Raw genomic sequence first — 22930 nt, 5'->3', positions numbered from 1 at the left:
ATCGGTATGGCGGCGTTTGTTGACCTGTTCGTGTACGGGACGCTGAAGCAGGGCTTCGCCAACCACCGCGCATTCTGCGCGCGGGCCCTCCGGATTCGTACGGCCAGCATCGCGGGGTCGATCTATGACCTGCCCGTGGGCTATCCCGCCGTGCAGGTCCCTGGCAGCAGCATTCTCCTGAAGGCCGGTCAGGACCCGGCCCGTGACGCGGGGCGTCAGCACCGCTTTCGGGGTCTGACGCAGCCAGTCCCGGAGGGGACGCAGGGGCTTGTGCACGGCGAGTGGATTCGCCTGCCCGATCCGCCACGGACTCTGCCACACATCGATGCCCTCGAGGGCGTGCGCGCGGACGGCCGCGGGGAGTATCGCCGTGCCCTGGTGCCCGCCTGGACCGAGGAAGGCCCGGCGGCCCTCTGGGTCTACTGGATGCCACGCCTGCCGCCCGGCGCGCGCCATCTGGCGGACGGCACCTGGCCGGCGCGGCCCTGAACCGTATGGCCCACTCACTGGTGGTGATTCTGTAGCGTCCGCTCCACGATCCGCGCGGGGTGTAGGATGCGGATGAGCGCAGCGAATCGCATCATTGGGGTTGAAGCAGGTTCCACGCTTGAAGCGATTCGCTGCGCTCATCGCATCCTACGCTTTGCCTTGTGGTCTGAGTGCCGGATTATCCAGCAGCGGCGAGGAGTTCGCGGGCGTGGGTGCGGGTGGTCTCGGTGAGCTGGGTGCCGCCGATCAGGCGGGCCAGGGCCTCCACGCGGCGCTCGTCGTCCAGGGGCTGGATGGCGGTGCGGGTGCCGTCCTGGCCGTGCGACTTCTGCACCTCCAGCTGCTGGTGGGCCTGGGCGGCGACCTGCGCCAAGTGGGTTACGCACAGCACCTGATGGCGCTCGCCCAGGGTGCGCAGCTTGCGCCCGACGACCTCGGCGACCGCGCCGCTGATGCCGCTGTCGACCTCGTCGAAGATCAGCGTGGGCACGGTCTGCTGCTGGCTGGCCAGCACCTGTAGCGCGAGCCCGATACGCGAGAGCTCGCCGCCGGAGGCGACCTTTGCCATCGGCTGGGGGGCAGCGCCGGGGTTCGCGGCGACTCGGAACTCGATGTGATCCACGCCGTGCGCCTGCGGCTTGTCGGCGGGCTCGATCGCGATCTCGAAGTGGCCGCCGGCCATGCCCAGCTCCTGCATGGTGTCGGTGACTGCCTGACCGATGCGGCTGGCGGTCTGCTGGCGGGCCTGGCTCAGCGCCTTGGCGGCCGCATCAAAGGCGGTACGGGTCTCCTGTTCGCGCGCCTCCAGGGCCTCGAGGGTCTGGTCGCCGTTCTCCAGGGCGTCCCGCTCGGTCTGCAGTTCGTCGTGCAGGACCGGTAGGGCCTCGGGATCGACGCGGTGCTTGCGCGCCAGGCGCAGGTACTCGCCGACGCGCTGGTCCAGCTCGGCCAGGCGCTCCGGGTCCAGTTCGATGCCGTCGGCCAGCCGGCGCAGGGTGTCGCCAGCCTCGTCGATCTGGATGCGCGCGGATTCCAGTAACTCGACAGCCGGGTTGACCCGTTCGTCGTGCTGCGCGGCGTCTTGCAGTGCGTGCAGCACATGGCCGATCTGGGCATCGAGTCCGGCGTCGTCCTCGATCTGCTGGCTGGCGGCCTGCAGCGCGCTCAGCACCTCGGTGCCGTGGGCGAGCTGGTTCTGCTCGACCAGCAGTTGTGGGTACTCGTCCTGTACCGGGGCCAGTTCGGCCAGCTCGGTGGTCTGGAAGCGCAGCAGATCGAGGCGGTCGGAGGTGTCGGCCTGGCTCTCGCGGGCCTGCTCCAGCGCACGGGCGGTCTCGCGCCAGGCTTGATGGGCCTCGCGCACGCGGGACACGCGGTCGCCTTCGAGGAAGCCGTCCAGCCAGTGGCGCTGAGTGTCGCGCTGCAACAGCTGCTGATGGGCGTGCTGGCCGTGGATGTCCACCAGCCACTCGCCCAGCGTGCGCAGCTGGCCGACCGCGACCGGGCGGCCGTTGATCCAGGCGCGGCTTTTGCCCTGGCGGGTCAGGACCCGCCGCAGGAGCACCGCGTCGTCATCGGGGTCCGCCAGATCTTGCTCGGCCAGCCACGTGCTGGCCGAGCCCTGCTCGGGCAGGGCGAACTCCGCGGACAGATCGGCCTGCTCGGCCCCCTCGCGCACCATGCCCGCATCCGCACGGTCGCCCAGCAGCTGGCCGATCACGTCGATCAGGATGGATTTGCCGGCCCCGGTCTCGCCGGTCAGGGCGCTCAGGCCCGTGTCCAGCTCCAGTTCCAGCCGGTCGATGATCGCGAAGTCGCGGATGCTGATCAGTCGCAGCATGGCGGGATCAGGGCTGCTCGCCCCAGCGCAGCTTGGTGCGCAGGACGCGCAGGAAGTAGTGCTCGCGCGGGTGGATCAGGGTCAGGTTGCGCTCGCGGCGGCGGATGCGCACCAGATCGCCGGGGGCAAAGTCGATGTTCTCCTGGCCATCCAGCGCAATCTGGGCCGGCGACCGGCTCCCGCTGGACAGGCGAATCTCCACCGTGGAACGGCCGCTGACCACCAGCGGGCGGTGGTTCAGGCTGTGCGGGCAGACGGGGACCATGACCATCGCGTCCAGCTGCGGGGTCAGGATCGGGCCGCCAGCGGAAAGGGCGTAGGCAGTGGAGCCGGTGGGGGTGGCCACGACCAGCCCGTCGGCCCGCAGGCGGCCGATGTCCATGCCGTCGATCGCGGTGTCGAATTCGATGATGCGCACCACGCTCAGCACGTGCAGCACCACGTCGTTGAGCGCGATGCCTTCGTGGATGGTGACACCGTCGCGGATCAGCTCCGCCTCGAGCATCGCGCGCGGTTCCAACTCGTACGCGCCATCGAGGACCTCGCCCAGCTCCTCGCAGGCCGTCTCCGGCGAGACGTCCACCAGGAAGCCCAGTCGCCCGAGGTTGATGCCGAGTACTGGGGTCTCGTTGTCGGCAATCCGCCGGGCTGTGGCCAGCAACGTGCCGTCGCCGCCGATTACGACCAGCAGATCGGCGGCCTCGGCGAGTTCGGCCAGGGGGAGCAGGGCGATGTCGTCCGGACGGTCGAAACCGGGGATGTCCTGCTCCATGTGGACCTGGCGGCCGCGCGAGTGCAGCAGCTCCACTAGCCGTGCCACCAGTGGGCCCGTGCGCGAGTCGCTGGTCTTGCCCACCAGCCCGATCGTCTTGAATTCCGGCATCATGGCGGCATTATCCGGAAAAGGGCGGGGGACTGCATCCGCGGTTTCTTGACGTCTCCCGGTGCGGATCGAACACTGGGCATTGTTACTCGCCCCCATGGAGCGCTGATCACCGATGGAAAACGCCGCGATCAATCTGGATGCCAGGGCCCGTACCCTGCTGCGGACCCTGATCGAGAGCTATATCCGCGACGGTCAGCCGGTCGGCTCGCGCACCCTCGCGCGCACCTCCGGGCTCAAGGTCAGCGCGGCCACGGTGCGCAATGTGATGGCCGATCTCGAGGACCTGGGCCTGATCCAGGCGCCGCATACCTCCGCCGGGCGGATCCCGACCGCGAGCGGCTACCGCCTGTTCGTCGACAGCCTGCTCGAGGTGCGCGAACCAACGGTCGAGGAGATCCGCGCGATCCAGTCGGGTTTCGACCCGAACGCGACCACCCAGGACCTGATGGGGGCGACCTCCAACCTGCTGTCGCAGGTGACGCGCATGGCGGGCATGGTGCGTCTGCCGCGCCACCGTAACGTGGCGCTCAGCCAGCTCGAGTTCCTGCGCCTGGGCGAGCGCCGGGTGCTGGCGATCCTGGTGATCGACGGCAAGGAGGTGCAGAACCGCGTACTGGAGCTCGAGCGCGACTTCGATCAGGACGACCTCCAGCGCATGGCCAACTACCTGAACGCACACCTGGCTGGCAAGAGTCTGCACGCGGTGCGCGATGCCCTGCTGCGCGAGATGCGCGACGTGCGCGAGAACCTCGATGCGATGATGCTGGCGGCCATTGATCTGGGCGAGAAGGCCGTGGCCGGCGAAGACCCGGACGATGTCGTGGTCGCGGGCCAGACCCACCTGCTCAGCTACGAGGAGCTGGCGGACATCGATCGCCTGCGCCAGTTGCTGGAGGCATTCAACGAGAAGCGCGAGATCCTCGGGATTCTGGATCAGTGCATCCGCAGCGACCGGGTACAAATCTTCATCGGGCGCGAGTCCGGGCTCGACTGGTTCGAGAACTGTTCGGTGGTCACCGCCCCCTACAGTGTCGACGGGGAAGTGGTCGGCGTGCTCGGGGTGATCGGGCCTACGCGCATGTCCTACGATCGCGTGATTCCGATTGTGGATGTGACCGCGCGCCTGCTGGGGTCGGCGCTTGGCGACCCGGTCCATGACACGAAATAGTCGGACGCCCTTGAAACCGCCCAGGGTGCCCCCAGAGTCCCGATAGTCAAACCGAATTGATCCGCGTGTGCCGCCCGTAGGGTCCGGCATGCGTTTTACTTTTTCACCGATTCTACGAGGCAGACATGTCCGATCAGCGTGAACCCCAGGAACCGGCGGAAGCATTCGAGGCCGCGGATTCGGAGCACACCCAGCCCGAGGGCGACGAGGCCGTTGAGGGTGTCGATGCCCGCCTCCAGGAGCTCGAGGCCCTGGCCGAGGAACGCCGCGACCAGGCACTGCGCGCTCAGGCGGAGCTGGAGAACCAGCGCCGGCGCTTCGAGCGCGAGCTGGAGAACGCGCACAAGTACGCGATGGAAAAGTTTGCCTCCGAGATGCTGGAGGTGGGTGACTCCCTGGAGATGGGCCTGCAGGCCGCCCGCGAGTCCAAGGATGTCGAGCGCATCATCGAGGGCGCCGAGCTGACCTTGAAAAACCTGAACCGGGTGTTCGAGAAGTTCGGCATCCAGGCCGAGGACCCGACCGGCGAGCGTTTCGACCCGGAACGCCACCAGGCGATGTCCATGCAGGAAGATCCGGAGAACCCGCCGAATACCGTGGTGGCGACCATGCAGAAGGGCTACCTGTTGCAGGACCGTGTGCTGCGCCCGGCGATGGTCGTGGTCTCCAAGGCGCCCACCTCGCCCAACATCGACGAGAGCGCCTGACCCGGTCTCTCCGGGACGGTTTTCGGGGCGCGTGACAGGGCGTCCCTTGAAAACGCGGCCGGGGGCCCCAGATTCCCGTACAAGTTGGCAGAGAGTTGTTCTCTGCCGCGCAAAAATTTTCGCATCAGGAGAATTCAGCCATGGGCAAGATCATCGGTATCGACCTCGGGACCACCAACTCCTGCGTCGCCGTCATGGAAGGCGACCAGGCCAAGGTCATCGAGAACGCGGAAGGCACCCGCACCACCCCGTCCATCGTCGCGTTCAGTGAAGATGGCGAGGTACTGGTCGGCCAGTCCGCCAAGCGCCAGGCGGTTACCAATCCGCAGAACACCATCTTTGCGGCCAAACGCCTGATCGGGCGCAAGTTCGATGAAGGCGAGGTCCAGAAGGACATCAAGCTCGTCTCCTACAACATCGTGAAGGCCGACAACGGTGATGCGTGGATCGAGGTGCAGGGCAAGAAGATGGCCCCGCCGGAGATCTCCGCGCGTGTGCTGCAGAAGATGAAGAAGACCGCCGAGGACTACCTGGGCGAGACGGTGACCGAGGCGGTGATCACCGTCCCGGCCTACTTCAACGACTCCCAGCGTCAGGCGACCAAGGATGCCGGCAAGATCGCCGGGCTCGAGGTCAAGCGCATCATCAACGAGCCGACCGCGGCCGCGCTGGCCTACGGCATGGACAAGCAGCGCGGGGATCGCAAGATCGCCGTGTATGACCTGGGTGGCGGTACCTTCGACGTCTCGATCATCGAGATCGCCGAAGTGGACGGCGAGCACCAGTTCGAGGTGCTGGCGACCAACGGCGATACCTTCCTGGGTGGCGAGGACTTCGACAACCGCCTGATCGACTACCTGGTCGAGGAATTCAAGAAGGACCAGGGCATCGACATCAAGGGCGACCCGCTGGCGATGCAGCGCGTGAAGGAGGCCGCCGAGAAGGCCAAGATCGAGCTGTCCTCCAGCCAGCAGACCGAGGTCAACCTGCCGTACATCACGGCCGACAACACCGGGCCGAAGCACCTGGCGCTGAAGATTACCCGCGCCAAGCTGGAAAGCCTGGTCGACGACCTGGTCAAGCGCTCCATCGAGCCGTGCAAGGTCGCGCTGAAGGATGCCGGCCTGTCCGCCTCCGAGGTGGATGACGTGATCCTGGTCGGCGGTCAGACCCGCATGCCCAAGGTGCAGGAAGCGGTGCAGTCCTTCTTCGGCAAGGAGCCGCGCAAGGACGTGAACCCGGACGAGGCCGTTGCGGTGGGTGCCGCGGTGCAGGCTGGCGTGCTGGGTGGTGACGTCAAGGACGTGCTGCTGCTGGATGTGACCCCGCTGTCGCTCGGGATCGAGACCATGGGCGGCGTGATGACCAAGCTGATCGAGAAGAACACCACCATCCCGACCCGGGCCAACCAGGTGTTCTCCACCGCCGACGACAACCAGACCGCGGTGACCGTGCACGTGCTGCAGGGTGAGCGCGACATGGCCAGCGCCAACAAGTCGCTGGGCCGCTTTGACCTGCAGGACATCCCGGCCGCGCCGCGCGGTGTGCCGCAGATCGAGGTCACCTTCGATATCGACTCCAACGGTATCCTGAACGTCTCGGCCAAGGACAAGGCGACCGGCAAGGAGAACAAGATCGTGATCAAGGCCTCCTCCGGCCTGTCCGATGAGGAAGTCGAACAGATGGTCAAGGATGCCGAGGCCCACGCCGAGGAAGACAAGAAGTTCCAGCAGCTGGTCGGCGCGCGCAATCAGGCCGATGCCCTGGTGCACTCGGCCGAGAAGTCGCTGAAGGACCTGAGTGACCAGGTCTCCGACGACGAGCGTTCCGCGATCGAGGCGGCCGTCGCCGAGGTCAAGAAGGCCATGGAGGGTGACGACGTCGAGGCCATCGAACAGTCCACCCAGAAGCTGGCCGAGGCCTCCGGCAAACTGGCCGAGAAGGCCTATGCCCAGGGCGCAGATGCCGCGGGCGAGGCCGGGGCCGAGCAGGCCGGTGGCGAACAGCAGGCCGACGACGTAGTGGACGCCGAGTTCGAGGAAGTCGACGACGACCAGAAGAAGCAGGGCTGATGCCGCAGCCGGCGGGGCTTCGCGTCCTTCCGGTCCTGTTTGAACGCCGCGCCCGGGGTACTTGTGACTCCGGGCGTTTGCGTGAAGGCATTCCGCGTTCGCGCGAACGATCTACCTGGAAATGACCATGTCACAACGCGACTATTACGAGGTGCTGGGCGTCGCCAAGGACGCCTCGGCCGCCGACATCAAGAAGGCCTTTCGCCGCCTGGCGATGAAGTACCACCCCGATCGCAATCCGGGGGACGAGGAGGCCGAGGCCAAGTTCAAGGAGGCGCGCGCTGCCTATGACGTCCTCAGTGACGACCAGAAGCGTGCAGCCTACGACCGCTACGGACATGCCGGCGTCGATGGTGGGGCCGGGGGCTTTGGTGGTGGTGCCGGGGCCTCCAATTTCTCGGACATCTTCGAGGATATCTTTGGCGACATCTTCGGGGGTGGCGGTGGCCGCGCGCGCGGTTCGCGCGCATTCCGCGGCTCCGACCTGCAGTACAACCTGGACCTGACCCTGGAGGAGGCCGTATTTGGCACCGAGGTCAAGATCCGCATCCCGACCACCGTCTCCTGCGAGGCCTGTGACGGCTCGGGTGCCGAACCGGGTACTTCGCCGGAGACCTGTCCGACCTGTAACGGCGTGGGCCAGGTGCGCATCCAGCAGGGCTTTTTCTCGGTGCAGCAGACCTGCCCGCGCTGCGAGGGCTCGGGCAAGATCGTCGCCAGCCCCTGCAAGGCCTGTAATGGCAACGGCCGGGTGCAGGAGCAGAACACGCTGGACGTGAAGATCCCCGCCGGGGTCGACAGCGGTGACCGCATTCGCCTGGCCGGTCAGGGCGAGGCCGGGGTCAACGGCGGCCCGCCGGGGGATCTCTACGTGCAGGTGCGGGTCAAGCCGCACAAGCTGTTCCGCCGCGAGGGCTCCGACCTGCATATCGAGGTGCCGATCTCGTTTGCCAGCGCCGCACTCGGCGGCGAACTGGAGGTCCCCTGCCTGGACGGTCGGGTGAAGCTGAAGGTGCCCGCCGAGACGCAGACCGGCAAGCAGTTCCGCGTCGGTGGCAAGGGCGTGCAGTCCGTGCACGGGGGTGGTGTCGGCGATCTGATCTGCCGGGTGACCGTGGAGACCCCGATCAACCTGACCAAGGAGCAAAAGGCGCTGCTGCGCCAGTTCGAGGACTCGACTCAGGCGGGCGGCACCAAGCACAGCCCGCAGGCGCACTCCTGGCTGGATGGCGTGAAGGGCTTTTTCGAGGACCTGAACTTCTGGTCGAAATAGGCTAGGGAAACACTGATGAATGTGCACGCTCGCGCTCGAGTCGCTTTTGCGTGCGAACAAGGCGCGGTGACTGCCGTGCAGTCACTCTGCACAAGGGAACCGCAACGCCGTGCGCGCGCCCGTTTTTGATAACAACGGGCGGCCGAGCCCCTGCCTTCAATGGCTTGTGGGGTTGGTGCCCCCTGTTCCCCGATCCTGCGTTGCGCCCCGCATTCATCAAAAACGGGCGGGTAGAACCACTACCCGCTGCACGACGCGCCTTGTCTCGGAAAACAGGGGGCACCAACGCGGACGTGCGATTGAATCAGCGTCTCCCTAGGTCAGGTCGCCTCGAAGTCGAACGTCGGTTTGGCCAGGGGCGACTGGATGAAGTACCCCTGCACCAGGTTGACGTTCAGCCCGTAGAGCACGGCGAGCACGCTGGCATCCTCGACGTGCGGCACGATCACCTGCTTGCCCTTGGCGTGCGCCGCGTCGACGTACTCGCGGATCGCCTCCTGGTTCTCCTCGTTCTCCGCCAGCCCCTCGACGAACGAGGGGTCGAGCTTGATGTGATCGGCCTCCAGGTGCTGCAGCAACTGGAAAGGGTTCAGGCCATTGCCGAAGTCGTCGATGCACAGGTGGCTGTGCATCTCGACCAGGCCGCGCGATACGTTCATCGCCGGCTTCAGGTTGGTGACCACGGTCGGCTCCTTGAGCTCGACCACGACGTTGTCGGCCGGGATGCGCAGGGCGTGCAGGTCATCGTTGAGCCAGCTGACCACAGTCGGGTCGCCCATTGAGCCGGTGCCCAGCTTCAGGAAAAACTGGGTCTTGGGCTGAGCCTTCAGGCACCCGGCGAGTTCGCCCAGCGCGGTCTTGACGATCCAGCGATCCACCGCCGGGGCCATGCCCGTGCGTTCGGCCGCAGGCAGGAAGGCAGATGGCTCGTGCAGGTGGCCGTCGGCGTCGCGCAGGCGCACGAACACCGAATAGCGCGGCCGGTCGTTGCCGTGCAGATGCACGATCGGCTGGAAGCGAAGCTCCAGGCGGTCATGGTCCAGGGCGTCCTGGATGCGCAGCTTCCACTGCTGGTCGGCCTGGCCCTGGGTCAGCTCGCCTTCGGCCGGGTGGTAGAAGCGATGGACGCCGCCGCCGGCCTCGACCGCCTCCTCCAGCGCCCGGTGGGCCTGGTCGAGCAGATCCTCCGTGCTGGGGGCGCTTTCGTCGGCGATCACGGCGCCGGCCGACAGGGTGCAGTTGGTCGACGACTGGTTGAGTTCGAAGACATGCCCGGTGACGGCCTGCATCAGGCTGTGGATGCGCTCCTCGACCTCCTGGCGGCGGGTCTCCGGCGCCAGGACACCGAAGTGTTCGCCCTCCAGACGTGCGGCAATGGCGGGTTCGGGGAAATGATCCTCGATGACTTTGCCCATGTCGGCCAGGAGCAGATCGGCGGCCGACATCCCGACCTTCGCGCGGATCTCCGCGAAGCGGTCGACTGCCAAGGTCAGCAGGGCGAAGGGTTTCTCCGTCTCCTCGGCCCGGGTCTGAGCGCTCTCGATTGTGGACAGGAAGTGCTGGCGGTTGTACAGACCGGTGACCAGATCGCGCTGCGATAGGAAGTCGATTCGCTCCGCCAGCTCGGGGTCTTCCTGGCTGGCTTCCAGCTGGAGCTGGGTGCAGGCCTCGCCCTCCACGCTTGCGGCGGACAGGCGCAGGTCGGCCTCGAATGGCAGGCCATCGATACTCTGCAGGTGGAAGTGGGCGCGAGCCGTATCGCCTTCCTCGCCATTCTGGAAGCGGCGCAGCAGCGCCTTCATCTCGCCGCGGTTATCGGCCGTGACCAGGTCCATCAGTGGCAGCCCGTCGACCTCGTCCGGATCCTCGATACCGAAGCGTTCGCGCCAGGAGGCGTTGGCGTACAGGTGCATGCCCTCGTGGACATACGCGATCGCGTCGCGCGAGTTATCGAGCAGCAACTGGCAGCGGTTCTCCGACTCGTGCAGGGAGGCCTCAAGACGCTGGACACGCTGGCGCAGGCGCCGTTGTTCGGCCGCGCGGATGGCCATCAGGCTCGCCAGTTCCACCTGTTCGTGATCGACCACGGCGAAACTCCCGGCCTCGTAGTCCAGGACACGCTCGGGCTCCGGACGCTCGGTCAGCAGGACCAGCGGGATGCGGCGCCCACTGTCGCGCAGGGCCGTATCGACCACCTCTCGCGAGAGCACGAGACCGGGCTCGATCAATACGACCACGTCGTGTCGCGTGTTCTCCAGCGCGTTGATCAGGTCGTCCTGGGTCTCGACCTGCTCCGGGCGTACCGCGCTACCCCGCGTACGAATGCTGCTGATGACTTGCTCGGCGAGGTTCGGATTCGCCGTGACAAAGAGGATTCGGATGGTTTCGCTCATGCGGGTCCATTATTGCGTTCGCGCGGTGTGAGCGACAGCCCGGGCTGGGCCTGGTCAGTCACCGCTTCATTGGCTTCCATGTCATCGGGAGGCGGTTCTCCCAGCGTCAGATCGGTCATCCGGCAGCCGGTTTCGGTAAACAGTGTCGTACCGGTACGCTCGCTGTCCAGTGCCAGGACACGCGGGCGGCCCGCCAGCCAGCATACGACGCGGCTCTCGTGGTCGAACACCTGGGCCGGCATGAACAGCGCCGCCCCGCCACGATCCCTGCGCAGCGAGGCAAACAGACCCGGGTGCGCCGGGCCGGCCGCGCGGCCATTGCGGTACTCCTGCAGTTGCACCGGCAGGCCGCGCTCGGCGAGAAATTCCACCCCGATGCTGATCTCGATGTCGCTTTCGTAGCGGATCCAGCGCAGGACCCCGATGGTCCAGTAGTGGTCGTCGGGGTGGCGCAGGGCGGCCAGGTCGCCAATCAGTAGTGACTGGCGGGGCTGGGCCAGCCGCAGGCGCAGTCCGCCCGCCCCGATGTCGTCCACGGTCCATTGCTCGGGGGGGTGCCGCTTGGTGATCGGGGTGCGGGGTTCGTCCGGACGGTCACTCTCCAGCCCGCGGCCGACGTTCTCCCAGGCGGCTGCGGCCGTATCGGGCGGTCCCTCAGCCAGTTTGCGCAGTTCCGACGGTGGCCGGTGTGGGCTCGCGGCATCCACCAGGGCGAAGTCCGAGCCGCGCTCGGCGGCGGTGGACATGTGGTAAACGCCCACCCGATCCGTGTCCCGGGTGACCCCGCTGGGGAGGGGCGTATGCGATGTGTCGCGCTTTCGTTCCTCCAGTTCCTCGCACAGGAAGTGCTGGATGCGCTTGATCCCCAACAGGCACAGGCGGTGCTGGCCCTCGGTGGTTTCGCGCGAATGCTGGCGGGTGGGCAGCTGCGACCAGAGCCGCAGCAGGCGTTCGGTCAGGCTGCGCTCGTCCGGGCGCCGGTGCGGTTCCAGGCGGCGAGGCGCCTCTCGCAGCTGCTCCAGCACCGGCCCGAGTTCGACACAACAGTCACCGTGCAGCCGCGCGTGCTCGCGCAGTGTCAGCCCCGGAGGGTGGGCGCTGTCGAGGGCCGCACACAGGACCGGGAGGTCGGGGTGCGGGGTCGCGGACAGCCCTTCGGCGCAGGACAGCGGCAGACGGTCCAGCCAGCGAGCCAGCAGGTCGACCTCGCCCACCTCCAGGGCATTGGGGTCGCTGCCGCCCAGCAGCATCAGACGTGCCGCCAGGGTCTCGACCGGGGCCATGGACAGGGGCCCATAGCGAGGCTCGTCGCGCGGCTGTGCCTGCGCGAGGTTCTGTGCGCGTGCCCATGACAGGAGGGCGTAGGTACGCTGCCAGAAGTCATCCGGGAGCGGTTGATACAGGCGCCAGTGGTGTACGGCCTGGGCGGCGCTCAAGGCCAGGGCGGCCTGCAGCGCACGCGCACTGCGTTCGCTCTGCCCGTGGTGTTCACGGGCAATCAGGAGCCAGGCGGTAAGCAGGCTGTCCAGTGCCTCGGCCTGTTCGCGCGCGCGCTTCAGGCTGCGCGCTCCCAGGGGGAGCATGCGCTGGGAAAGGGATTTCCCGGTCCGCTGTAGCAAGGGCAGCAGGGGCTCCTCCAGCAGGGTGATCAGCGAGTAACGAACCCCGGGTTGCAGCGCGAAACTGTTCAGTTCTCTCAGGGCCTGACGCAGATGGGAAAAGGCCGAGTCCGGGTCGGCCGACGGGAGCGCTCGACACCACTGGCGCAGGCTGCGCGGCTGGCGATGCGGGAAGCTCTCGGGGCCGGCCGTGCGGGTGGGCAGTTTGGGCAGGGTGTCGGTCATGAGGGGGTCTGGAGGTTGCACCGTTAGTGGCCGGGCATCCGTTCACTGTAGCACCTCCCGAGGGGGCTGCTAATCAAGGCCTCTGTGCGCGCCTTCATAGCCCGGCCCAACGGGGCGTCTTGCCGGGCTCGCCCGGGACCTCGCGGACCAGGCGGGGCACCAGGTAGCCGGGCAGCCGGGCATGCAGGGCCTGGTGCAGCTCCAGCGCGCGCTGTTCCGTGACCTCGAAGTGGGCGGTGCCCCGTGTGCGGTCTAACAGGTGGAGGTAGTAGGGCAGGATACCGTGGCGAAAACCGTCCTCCTGGAGCTCGCACAGGGTGTCCGGGTCATCGTTGATCCCGGCCAGCAGTACCGCCTGGTTCAGCAGTGTGATGCCGCGCGCGCGCAGACGCGCAAGGGCGGCGGCGGCCGGGTCGGCAAACTCCCTGGGGTGGTTGGCGTGCAGGACCAGTACATGATGCAGGCGTCCCTTGCCCAGCCAGTTGAGCAGCTGGTTGTCCACCCGCTCCGGCAGGACGACCGGCAGCCGCGTGTGGATGCGCAGGCGCTCGAGGTGGGGGATGGCCTCCAGCCGCCGGACCAGATCGGCGAGGCGGGGATCCGACAGCGACAGGGGGTCACCGCCGCTCAGGATCACCTCGCGGATGGAGCTGTCGGCGTGGATGTAGGCAAGCGCTGGCGCCCAGTCCTCCTGGGACGCGTTGTGCTCGGCATACGGAAACTCGCGGCGGAAACAGTAGCGACAGTGCACCGCGCAGGCCCCGGTCGTCAGCAACAGCACGCGACCGTGGTACTTGTGCACGAGACCCGGGGCGGCCAGGGCGTCGTGGTCGCCCACCGGGTCCGCCACGAAGCCCGGGTGTTCCTCGCTCTCCTGCTGCTGCGGGAGGACTTGCAGCAGCAGCGGGTCTTGCGGGTCCGCCTTGCGCATGCGTGCGAGGTAGCTCCTCGGCACGCGCACCCGAAACAGGGTATGGCCCGCGTGCAGGCCGGGCAGGTGAGCCGGGTCCAGTTCCAGTTCGCGGGCCAGGGTGTCGGGGTCGCGGATCGCGCGGGCGAGCGCCTGCTGCCAGGCCGGGGTGGTGTCCCCCGTGTGGGTTCGGTCGCTCGGCTGGGTTCCCCGCGGCGTGCGCGTTATCATGATGGGCTTTGTGGGCATGGCGGACTCGTTAGTGGGCGGTCATGTCCGCGCCACGCAATCGCTTGAGGACTGACGCGCAATGGCAACCTACAGTACCAACGAATTCAAGGCCGGTCTCAAACTCCTGCTGGATGGCGACCCGCAGGCCATCGTCGAGAACGAATTCGTCAAGCCAGGCAAGGGCCAGGCCTTCAACCGCGTCAAGCTGCGCAACCTGCGCACGGGGCGGGTGCTGGAAAAGACCTTCAAGTCCGGTGAGTCGGTCGAGGCGGCCGATGTCATGGATACCGAAATGCAGTACCTCTACAACGATGGCGAGTTCTGGCATTTCATGGTGCCGGACACCTTCGAGCAGTACGCGGTCGGCGAGGCCGCGCTCGGTGGCTGCGGTCAATGGCTGAAGGAGCAGGACGTCTGCACCGTAACCCTGTGGAACGGCGAACCGCTGTCGGTGGTGCCGCCGTCCTTTGTCGAGATGAAGATTACCCAGTGCGACCCGGGCGTGCGCGGTGATACCGCCCAGGGCGGCACCAAGCCCGCAACGCTCGAGAGCGGTGCGGTGGTCAAGGTCCCGCTGTTCGTCGAGGAAGGCGAGACGGTCAAGGTCGACACCCGCTCCGGCGAGTACGTCTCGCGCGTCTGATCGTCGCGGGTGGCCGGGCATGACTGACTGGCGACCGGGCGCCGCGGCGGCCCGGGAGGCGCGTGCGCGGCTGCTGGCCGGCCTGCGCGGGTTCTTTGCGGCACGCAATGTGCTCGAGGTGGAGACGCCGATCCTGAGCTGCGGCGCGCCTCTGGATCCGATGGTCGAGAGCTGGACTGCAACCAGCCCGGACGGCGCCAGTGGCTATCTGCAGACCTCGCCGGAATACCCGATGAAACGCCTGCTGGCGGATGGCGCACCGGACATCTACCAGCTCGCGCGCGTCTTTCGCGGTGGCGAATCGGGGCCCCGTCACAATCCCGAATTCACACTGCTGGAATGGTACCGCCACGGGATGGATCATCACCGTCTGGCGCGCGAGGTGGTGGCCCTGATCATGAACCAGGCGGCGCTGGATACGCGCTGGAGGCGTCCGGCCCGCCTGCGCGAGATCTCGTATCAGGCGTTGTTTCAGGAGCATCTGGGTGTGGATCCGCTGGTGGCGGATGCCGACGAACTGCAGGCCGTCGCGGCACGGCAGGGGCTGGATATCGAGGGCGAGCTGGATCGTGATGCCTGGCTGGATCTCCTGATCAGTCTGGCGATTGCACCGGCGTTTCCGGGCGACCGGCTCACCGTGGTGCACGACTACCCGGAGAGCCAGGCGGTGCTGGCACGTCCCTGCGAACATGATGCCCGGCTCGCGGCGCGCTTCGAGGTGTACTGGGGTGCGCTGGAACTGGCCAACGGCTACCACGAGTTGAGCGACCTCGCCCAGTTTCGCGAACGTCGCGATCGCGACCAGGCGCTGCGCAGGCAGCGTGGCCAGGTCCTGCCCCAGCCCGATGCCCATCTGGAGGCCGCGCTGGCGTCGGGGCTGCCCGAGTGTGCCGGGGTGGCACTGGGGGTCGATCGTCTGCTGATGCGGCTGCTGGGGGTGGAGCGTATCGAGCAGGTGATCGATTTCCCGTTCGAGTCCGCCTGAGGCGGTTTGCGGGTTTGTCCGGCAGGGCCGGCGTTGCGCCGATCCGGGGCTTGTCAGCCCCCCCGTTGCGGGTGACTATTGTGGCGTCGATCCGGTGTCTGCTTCGGGATGGTAGCTTCGATGCGCAAGTGTTTTTTCTGGTTCTCCCGACGGTCGTTCCGCCGGGCCTTGTCTCCCTGGACGCTGTGTGTCGCGCTGTTGCTGGCCGTGCAGCCGGCGCAGGCGCAGTTCGAACACCTGCCTGCGCCACTACAGCGGGCAATCCAGGCCCAGGGGCTGTCCCCCGACTCAGTGGGTCTCTGGGTGCAGCGGGTCCCGGACGGGGCCGTGCTGGCCCGGCTGAATGCCGATACCCCCTATAACCCGGCCTCCACGGTCAAGCTGGCCACCTCGCTGGCGGCCCTGCACGAACTCGGCCCCAACTACACATGGACGACCGAGATCTGGGCCACCCGCCCGATCCAGGACGGTGTACTGCGTGGGGACCTGGTGATCCGAGGGACTGGCGATCCGGGTATGGTGAGCGAGGAGTACTGGCGCATGATCGGCGAGCTGCGCCGAACCGGGCTCAAGCGCATCGAGGGCGATGTGATCCTGGATGCCAGCCACTTCCAGCTCCCGAATGGGAACCCTGGAGACTTCAACCGTCAGCCACTGCGGGCGTACAACCAGCTGCCGTATGCCCTGCACGTGAATTCCAATTCCCAGCGCTTCCACGTGCGTCCCGAGCGCCGCGGCAACGGCATCGACGTGGTGGTCGATCCGCCGCTGCCCGGGCTCGAGGTCGTCAACCGTCTGCAGCCGACCCGAGGGGGGTGTGGCGAGTGGCAGCGGGGTATCCAGTTCAATGTCGATCAGGACGCCCAGCGGGTGACCTTTTCCGGTCAGTACCCGGTGAATTGTGGCAACTACGAGATGTTGCGCTCGGTACTCTCGCCGGAGGCCAATCATGCCGAGATGTTTCGCATGGCCTGGGATCAATGGGGCGGCGAGTTGACGGGCAGGGTGCGTACCGGCGTGCTGCCCGTGCTGCATGACGAGCCGATTGTGCGCCATCGCTCGCGGCCCCTGTCCGATCTGATCCGGGTGTCCAACAAGTGGAGCTCGAATGTCATGAGCGATCACTTGCTGCTGACCCTGGGGGCGCGCAAGAACGGCCCGCCCGCGACGATGGACAAGGGGCGCGAGGCCCTGGTCGACTCACTGCGCGATCTGGGGGTGGATGTCGGCGGTATGGTGGTCGACAACGGTTCGGGCCTCAGCCGCGATGCCCGCATGACCGCGCGCCAGCTCGGCGAGATCCTCGAGGCGGGCTGGAAGCACCCGCATCGGCCCGAGTTCCAGTCGTCCCTGGCCCTGTCGGGGCTGGACGGTACCCTGCGCAACCGTTTCCGCAATGGCGACCTGCGCGGGCAGATGCACCTGAAGACCGGGCACATCAACGAGGTCTCGGCGGTGGCGGGCTATGTCCGCACGTCCAGCGGCGATGACGTGATCGTCACAGTGCTGGTGAATGGGCCGCGTGCGCATATCGGGCATGGGCGCAATCTCCAGGATGCGGTCCTGGAGTGGGCGCACGGGCTCTAGGGAAACACCGATCTCAGGGTTTCCCTGGTTTAGCGGGTTTCGACCTGCCAGTTCGAGAGCACCGGTTTCTTCGATACCTCGACGTCCAGGCTCTCCAGCCACTGGGCGACCACGCGGTTCGAGTTGTGGCGCAGGGTGTAGGCATCCGGATGGTGGACGAAGCTCATGCCCCAGGCCGCGGAGTCGACGCGCTCGTCGGCCCCTTCTTCCCATATGGCCTCCAGCTTTTCGATCAGCGCCTGCGCCCGCGTGGCGGGGACCTCGATGTGGTGGATGTCCTCCAGCGGGACCCGCAGACCCCCGCGCACGGCAGTGTTCAGGTCGGCGCCCTCAAGTTCCTGGCGCCCCAGTGCTGCACGGGTCGAGGCGAAGACGGCCGCGAGCATCGCGCCCGGTCCGGTATTGCGTTCGACATAGAACGACCAGTCGCCATAGGAATAGCGCAGCCAGTGCCCGGGCGGCTCGGTCGGCAGCACCAGGCTGGAGTGGCGGCCATGGTCGAGTACGGCCACGGTCACCGGGTCTTCGGGCTCCGCCGGGGCCTTGAGTGTGGTCGGGGCGCAGCCGGACAGCAGCCCGGCCAGGCCGATGCCCAGGATCAGGTATAGCCAGTGTGTGGTCTGCCTTGGGCGCATGGTTCGGGGGCCTTTGGCTGTGTGTGTCGACGATCGCGACAGCCGATCGCATCGTTGTCCGTCACCCGTTAGGGCGGGTTCCATTGACGCGGTTCGCGTTGAGCGAGATTAGCATGGCCGGGAATGGGGACGGCGAGTGCGTTCGCGACGGTCGTACGGCACAATGGCGGCCGTGTTTCCTCGCGGAAGGTGACAGTGGAAGATCAAACGGCAGTCGGGCTGTGGACGGCCCTCGGGATTCTGGCAATCGTGGTGGCCGGTCTGGTGGGCTTCTGGGTCGGCCGCGTGACCAGTGACGAACGCAAACTGATCCGCGAGCTGGAGGAAGAGCTGGATCGGCGCATGCAGGAGCTGACGCGCTATCGCGGTCAGGTCAACGATCACTTCGATCGCACCGCTACCCTGTTCGCCACCATGGCCGGTTCCTATCGCGACCTCTACCACCACCTCGCCCAGAGTGCGGAGGAGTTGGCGGACAAGCCGACCCGGGACCGTCTGGAGGATCGTGCAGGACGTCTGTTGTCGAACGTGCCGAATCGTGATTACGGCGACAGTCCGAGTGAGAGCCGCGGTCACCGTGAACGCGACTCGGAGCCGGAGGGCGATGCACCCGACCGGCGCTACGAGAGCGACTACCGCGAGTCCTCCGACACCGAGCAGTCGCCGTCGCGTCCGCGGGTCGATTAGGCGGGCGAATACTCCTTCCGCTGGCGAGGTGTAATCGCGGGAGCGGACGAAAGAAAGGCCGGGCGTATGCCCGGCCTTTCTGTTTGTCGGGGTGGCTATACGGGGGTAACGGGATTAGAGCGCCGAGATTTCCGCGCGGATCTGGTTGTCCAGATTCTGCACCCAGTTGTTGTAGTTCGGGTGAATGCGGCCATCCTCGTAGTCGAGGTTCGAGCTGTCCTTGTAGCGGATGCTGTACGCCCCGTCGCTGTAGGGGATCTCGACCACTGCAATATGGTCGCGCAGCGACAGCCGACCTTCGAGCAGGCCGGGCTCGGTTTCGCTCATCTGCCAGCCCAGTGCCGCGCCGGCATTGCGGATCGCCTGTTGCATCTGCTCAGCGTTCGGGCGCTCGCCGTGCACATCGGTGACTGTGGTGTCGCTGACATCATGCACCGGTGCGGTACCGCGGCAGCCCGCGAGTACGAGTACGCTGGCCACGAGCAGGATCAGCAGGAGTCTTGCAGACATTGGTGTCGTCCTTGATGGTGGATGATCACCTCGCAGTGTAGGCAGCGTGACCGCGAATTGCCATTCCCGCCCTGGAAAAAGGTTTGTGAATCCGACCCTTGCGGTGATTTTCAGGGTCTGCGCAGCAGTCCCAGGTGCCTCAATAGACCGAGCGGGTGCAGGCCACGTGCCAGCAGGCGCAGGGCGACCATCTGGATAATGCGCAGGGTGTCGGTGGCGGCCCGAAAATGGCTGGCGCGGTGCTGGTCCGGATAGATGCAGCGCACGGGCACCAGGGTGACCGGGAAGCCCAGGCGTTCGGCCTCGATCAGGGCCTCGCTCTCGAATACGAAGCTGCGGCGCGCGCCATGGGGTAGTTGCAGTTGCTGCAGCAGTGCTGCCGGATACAGACGAAAGCCGGACTGCGAATCGCGCAGGGGTTGCCCCGAGGCCCAGCCTATCCAGAAGTCGGCGGTGCGGTTGCCGAACAGGCGCAGAGGGGGCGTTGTTTCCCGGCCCTTGAGCCGTGCCCCGATCACCAGATGATGGGGATGAGCGTGCCCGGCGGCGATCAGGTTCGGGATCTCCGAGGCATCGTGCTGGCCGTCCGCATCCAGCGTGATGATGGCATCCGCTCCCTGTTCCAGGGCGTACTGCATGCCCGTCCACAGCGCGTTCGCCTTGCCACGGTTTTCCGGCAGCCGCAGGACTTCAATCACCCCGGGTTCGGTTGGGACGCGGTCGGCAGTGCCGTCTCGCGAGCCGTCGTCGACCACGATTACCCGGTCGACATGGGCTCGCGTGGCCGCGACGACCGCGGCGATCGTGGGGGCCTCGTTATGGGCCGGTATCAGTGCGTGGACGGCCGCCATCGTCTCGGGTCAGGCCAGCGCGCCATTGATGCCGATCACCTGGCCGGAGACATAGCCGGCCTGCTCGGAGGCCAGATACGCCACCAGTCCGGCGACCTCCTCGGGGCGTCCGGCGCGCTGCGCGGGCACCATGCGCCTGATCGTCTCGGCGTCGAAGCTGGACTCGCTCATCGCGGTCTCGATAATCCCCGGCGCGACCGCATTGGCCGTGATGCCGCGCGACCCGACCTCCTGCGCCAGCGAGCGGATGGCCCCGTGCAGTCCCGACTTGGCCGCGGCGTAGTTGGCCTGGCCGCGGTTGCCGACCACGCCGGCCACCGAGGAGATCGCAATCACGCGCCCCCAGCGGGTCGTGATCATCGGCAGCAGCAGTGGCTGGGCCACGTTATAGAACCCGTTCAGCGCGACATCGATCGGGCGGGCCCATTGTTCCGGGCTCATGCCGGCCAGCGGGGCGTCGTCGTGCACGCCCGCGTTGTGCACCAGGACCTGCACCGGCTGCGCAGCCGCGACGGGCTCCAGCTGCGCCCGCGCGGCATCGGCGTCGGTGATGTCGAAGACCAGGACATCCGCCTGACCGCCGTCGGAGTGAATCTGTTCGGCCAGATCCCAGGCGGGGCCCGGGTTGCGGTGTGCGTGCAGCAGGACCTCGCAGCCGCTATCGGCCAGAGCCCGCGCGATGGCCTGGCCGATGGCGCCGCTGGCGCCGGTGATCAGTGCGCGATGGCTCATGTCGGGGTGTCCTCGGTTTGCAGGATCACGGTCGCGCGCGCGGACAGGACGGGCTCGCCGTCGGCCGATACCTCGAGATCATAGATGGAGCTGTTGCGATCCGACATCACGCTGTGGGCTGTGATGTCGAGGTCCGCGTTCAGGTCGTCCAGCAGAGTCCGGTGCACGCGCAGGTTGCGGACCGCGGCCAGGAAGCCGGCCTTGGGTGGTCCGGCATCGGCCAGCAGGGCTCCATGCACGGCCATCGCCTGGGCGCCGTACTCCAGCGCCGACAGGGCCGGGAGCCCGGTGGTGTTGCGCAAGGGATTTTCGGGAGCGCGGTGGCTGATGGCGCGGCAACGGATCGCCTGTTCGTCCCATTCGACCACGGCCTCCAGCAGGCACATCGCGCCTGCATGCGGCAGCAGGCGGCAGATTGCCTCGTGGTTCAGTTGGGGGCTGGCGGCCTTCATGCGGGATCGTCCTGATCCGTTGTTAATGCGAGAGGCGAACCACCGGGAGATCAGGGCGTGACGCGGATCTCCAGTGATCGTCCCAGCGGCGCGGCAAGCGTAACATGACCGCCTTCGCCGCGCGCGAGCACCTCCAGCAGGGGCAGGGCGCGGGCGGCGGGGTTGGTGCCGCGCAGGGCCTCGAGTGAATCCTGGCGGCAGGGCGTGGGATCGCCGCCTTTTCCCAGCGCCAGCTCGAGTGTGGGCCGCCCGGCGCCCGCGGGACTCAGGCGCAGGCCGACGGCAAACGGCTCGGTGATGGGGCGTACACGCCGGAATGTGACCATGGATGCGACATCGTAGGCGGCCAGCAGGACGTCGCCACCCTCGGCCTGCAGTAGCGTGGCGGCCTCCAGCAGCCCTGCCGCCAGCGTCGCATTAAACCCGGAGATGGCCGTTGCCGGGGCCGGATTCGCGGTCGCGATCGACCAGTTGCCGGCAGGGGCGTTGTGGACCGAGTTGTGGAACTGCACGGGCGAGACCATGGGCTCCGCCTGTGTCAGGGCCTCGCAGATACGGTCGATGATATCCATATCTCCAGAGGACGAGGCGAACACCGAGCGCAGCTGGCTGCGGTCGCAGTCGGCCGTGGCCTCCTCCGCGACCTTCAGCGCCAGGCGAATCGTGTCCGTCGTGCGGCGGCGCTCGTTGGCCGGCAGCAGGGTGGTCGGCGGGATGGCCACCGGCGCCCGCTCATGGGGTTCCTGCCCGGCGAGGATGTGGCGCGCCGAGGCGAAATCGGCCAGCCCCGGGCCCAGCAGGCCGATGGCCGCAATACCAACCTTCATGCGGCCTCCAGCAGCAGGCTGCAGTTGTTGCCGCCAAAGCCGAATGCGTTCACCAGTACGTGCCGGATGTCGCGTTCCTCAGCGGCCCCTCGGGCGTCCAGTTCAAGCCCCGGGTCCAGGTGGTCGAGCCCCGCCGTAGCGGGCACGAAGCCCCGCTCCAGGCTGGCCAGTGCCTGCGCGACCCCGACGGCGCCGGCCGCCCCGAGGGTATGGCCGGTCAGGCCCTTGGTGCCGGTGGCGCGGCTCTTTGCGCCAAACAGGCGCGCCAGGGCGCGCGCCTCGGAGCGGTCGTTGGCCGGGGTCGCGGTGGCATGCATGAGCACATAGTCGATGGCCTCGGCGGACCGCTGTGCCCGCGCGAGGGCCTGCTCCATCGCGCGCGCTGCACCGAGTCCTTCCGGATGCGGGGCAGACATATGGTGGGCATCGCTGGATTCGCCGTGGCCGACCAGTCGAGGGCCGGCGGCGTGGCTGTCGGCCCTCTCCAGCAGGAAGAATCCGGCGGCCTCGCCGATCGAGATGCCGGCGCGTTCGGCATGCAGCGGGCGGCAGGGTCCCGGTGCCACGAGTTGCAGCGCGTTGAACCCGTGCAGCGTCATCCCGCAGAGGGTGTCGACACCGCCGACCACCGCGGCATCGCAGAGCCCGGCCGCAATAAAGCGTTCGGCATCGGCAAAGACCTTGGCGCTGGACGAGCAGGCCGTGGAGACCACCATCGCTGGTCCCCGCAGTCCGAGCCGGGTGCCGACGAAATCGGCCAGCGAGAACATATTCTGGGTGTGCTGGTAGTCGTAGTCCGGTGGCAGGTCCCCGGTGTCCGGGTCGCGGCGGTGGTAGGCCTGCTCCGTCGCGGCGATCCCCGAGGTGCTGGTCCCCATCAAGACCGCAATGCGTCCGGCACCGTAGCGTTCGCGCGCGATCTCGACGGCCTCGATGAAGCCATCCTGGCGCAGCCCCAGCTCGGCCAGCTGGTGGTTGCGGCACTGGAATGGGGCCAGGTGATCCGTCAGCACGATGTCCTCCACACCCGCCACGCGCCCGATGTGGGTGTCCAGCTGTACGGAGTTCAGGTCGCAGGCGCGCAGCCCGCTATGCCCTTTTTGCAGTGCGTCGGCATTGGCCTGGCGGCCAGTTCCGGTGGCGGCGGTCAGGGTGTGGGCGGAGATTACGAGTGGATTCATTCGGCGGGCTGCGATTGGCGGGACTGT

Annotated in this window: 21 protein-coding genes; 9 read left to right on the top strand and 12 right to left on the bottom strand. The window is 67.3% G+C overall.

The window, feature by feature from the left end; translation table 11 throughout:
* The first annotated feature begins 6 nt into the window (after positions 1–6).
* Positions 7–489: a gamma-glutamylcyclotransferase gene (locus G015_RS0106585; RefSeq protein ID WP_018137672.1), complete on the top strand. Its 483-nt coding sequence runs from the start codon at positions 7–9 to the stop codon at positions 487–489.
* 178 nt (positions 490–667) lie between these two features.
* Here G015_RS0106585 and recN read toward each other — a convergent pair whose 3' ends face one another.
* On the bottom strand, positions 668–2329 hold the full coding sequence (gene recN / locus G015_RS0106580) for a DNA repair protein RecN (protein WP_020146350.1): 1662 nt from the start codon (positions 2327–2329) through the stop codon (positions 668–670).
* Positions 2330–2336: 7 nt separating this feature from the next.
* Positions 2337–3215, bottom strand: coding sequence for an NAD(+) kinase (locus tag G015_RS0106575; RefSeq protein ID WP_018137674.1), 879 nt, complete (start codon positions 3213–3215; stop codon positions 2337–2339).
* A 112-nt stretch (positions 3216–3327) separates the two neighbouring features.
* On the opposite strand from G015_RS0106575, the gene hrcA reads away from it, so the two are divergent.
* From hrcA to dnaJ, 4 genes are all read left to right on the top strand, one after another.
* A complete protein-coding gene (gene hrcA / locus G015_RS0106570; RefSeq protein WP_018137675.1) occupies positions 3328–4383 on the top strand; it encodes a heat-inducible transcriptional repressor HrcA in 1056 nt (351 codons plus the stop codon).
* Positions 4384–4508: 125 nt separating this feature from the next.
* Complete coding sequence (grpE, locus tag G015_RS0106565; protein WP_018137676.1) at positions 4509–5090, top strand: nucleotide exchange factor GrpE; 582 nt, start codon at positions 4509–4511, stop codon at positions 5088–5090.
* Positions 5091–5230: 140 nt separating this feature from the next.
* The gene (dnaK, locus tag G015_RS0106560) at positions 5231–7162 is read left to right on the top strand and encodes a molecular chaperone DnaK (RefSeq protein ID WP_018137677.1); all 1932 of its coding nucleotides are present in this window, start codon (positions 5231–5233) and stop codon (positions 7160–7162) included.
* A gap of 121 nt (positions 7163–7283) precedes the next feature.
* Positions 7284–8435: a molecular chaperone DnaJ gene (dnaJ, locus tag G015_RS0106555; protein WP_028490895.1), complete on the top strand. Its 1152-nt coding sequence runs from the start codon at positions 7284–7286 to the stop codon at positions 8433–8435.
* A 320-nt stretch (positions 8436–8755) separates the two neighbouring features.
* Here the strand turns inward: dnaJ and G015_RS0106550 are convergent, their stop codons facing one another.
* The 3 genes from G015_RS0106550 to epmB form a co-directional block, all read right to left on the bottom strand.
* Positions 8756–10828, bottom strand: a complete 2073-nt coding sequence (locus G015_RS0106550) for an EAL domain-containing protein (protein WP_018993778.1) — start codon at positions 10826–10828, stop codon at positions 8756–8758.
* Positions 10825–12672 carry a hypothetical protein gene (locus tag G015_RS0106545; RefSeq protein WP_018993777.1) on the bottom strand — a complete coding sequence of 616 codons (1848 nt, stop codon included), beginning with the start codon at positions 12670–12672 and terminating at the stop codon, positions 10825–10827. Before G015_RS0106545 ends, G015_RS0106550 begins: the two co-directional genes overlap by 4 nt.
* A gap of 94 nt (positions 12673–12766) precedes the next feature.
* Positions 12767–13831, bottom strand: a complete 1065-nt coding sequence (epmB, locus tag G015_RS0106540; RefSeq protein WP_018174588.1) for an EF-P beta-lysylation protein EpmB — start codon at positions 13829–13831, stop codon at positions 12767–12769.
* Positions 13832–13892: 61 nt separating this feature from the next.
* Here epmB and efp point away from each other — a divergent pair, with 61 nt between their 5' ends.
* The 3 genes from efp (at position 13893) to dacB (ending at position 17028) form a co-directional block, all read left to right on the top strand.
* Positions 13893–14456: an elongation factor P gene (gene efp / locus G015_RS0106535; RefSeq protein ID WP_018137742.1), complete on the top strand. Its 564-nt coding sequence runs from the start codon at positions 13893–13895 to the stop codon at positions 14454–14456.
* 19 nt (positions 14457–14475) lie between these two features.
* Positions 14476–15441, top strand: a complete 966-nt coding sequence (gene epmA, locus G015_RS0106530) for an EF-P lysine aminoacylase EpmA (protein WP_019592173.1) — start codon at positions 14476–14478, stop codon at positions 15439–15441.
* Positions 15442–15561: 120 nt separating this feature from the next.
* Positions 15562–17028 carry a D-alanyl-D-alanine carboxypeptidase/D-alanyl-D-alanine-endopeptidase gene (gene dacB, locus G015_RS0106525; protein ID WP_018993775.1) on the top strand — a complete coding sequence of 489 codons (1467 nt, stop codon included), beginning with the start codon at positions 15562–15564 and terminating at the stop codon, positions 17026–17028.
* A gap of 29 nt (positions 17029–17057) precedes the next feature.
* Here dacB and G015_RS0106520 read toward each other — a convergent pair whose 3' ends face one another.
* Positions 17058–17663: a DUF2459 domain-containing protein gene (locus G015_RS0106520; RefSeq protein ID WP_018137739.1), complete on the bottom strand. Its 606-nt coding sequence runs from the start codon at positions 17661–17663 to the stop codon at positions 17058–17060.
* Positions 17664–17858: 195 nt separating this feature from the next.
* Between G015_RS0106520 and G015_RS0106515 the strand changes: the two genes are divergently transcribed.
* Entirely contained in the window at positions 17859–18350 is a 492-nt protein-coding gene (locus G015_RS0106515; protein WP_019592171.1) for a YhcB family protein, read from the top strand.
* A 114-nt stretch (positions 18351–18464) separates the two neighbouring features.
* Here the strand turns inward: G015_RS0106515 and G015_RS0106510 are convergent, their stop codons facing one another.
* The 6 genes from G015_RS0106510 to G015_RS0106485 all read right to left on the bottom strand — a co-directional run bounded on the left by G015_RS0106510 (position 18465) and on the right by G015_RS0106485 (position 22903).
* Positions 18465–18860, bottom strand: coding sequence for a hypothetical protein (locus G015_RS0106510; RefSeq protein ID WP_018137737.1), 396 nt, complete (start codon positions 18858–18860; stop codon positions 18465–18467).
* A 110-nt stretch (positions 18861–18970) separates the two neighbouring features.
* Positions 18971–19711 (bottom strand): glycosyltransferase family 2 protein, encoded by a 741-nt coding sequence (locus G015_RS0106505; RefSeq protein WP_018174592.1) that lies wholly within the window; start codon positions 19709–19711, stop codon positions 18971–18973.
* Between the two features lie 9 nt (positions 19712–19720).
* Positions 19721–20443, bottom strand: a complete 723-nt coding sequence (gene fabG, locus G015_RS0106500) for a 3-oxoacyl-ACP reductase FabG (protein WP_019592170.1) — start codon at positions 20441–20443, stop codon at positions 19721–19723.
* Positions 20440–20895: a hypothetical protein gene (locus tag G015_RS0106495; RefSeq protein WP_018993773.1), complete on the bottom strand. Its 456-nt coding sequence runs from the start codon at positions 20893–20895 to the stop codon at positions 20440–20442. The genes fabG and G015_RS0106495 overlap by 4 nt, the downstream gene beginning before the upstream one ends.
* A gap of 50 nt (positions 20896–20945) precedes the next feature.
* Complete coding sequence (locus tag G015_RS0106490) at positions 20946–21722, bottom strand: beta-ketoacyl synthase chain length factor (protein WP_020146348.1); 777 nt, start codon at positions 21720–21722, stop codon at positions 20946–20948.
* Positions 21719–22903 carry a beta-ketoacyl-[acyl-carrier-protein] synthase family protein gene (locus tag G015_RS0106485; protein WP_018137732.1) on the bottom strand — a complete coding sequence of 395 codons (1185 nt, stop codon included), beginning with the start codon at positions 22901–22903 and terminating at the stop codon, positions 21719–21721. Before G015_RS0106485 ends, G015_RS0106490 begins: the two co-directional genes overlap by 4 nt.
* Between the last annotated feature and the right edge of the window lie 27 nt (positions 22904–22930).

Source organism: Thioalkalivibrio sp. ALJ15 (assembly GCF_000383695.1).
In the GTDB taxonomy this organism is placed as follows: domain Bacteria; phylum Pseudomonadota; class Gammaproteobacteria; order Ectothiorhodospirales; family Ectothiorhodospiraceae; genus Thioalkalivibrio.
This window is presented reverse-complemented; position numbering and strand designations above follow the sequence as displayed.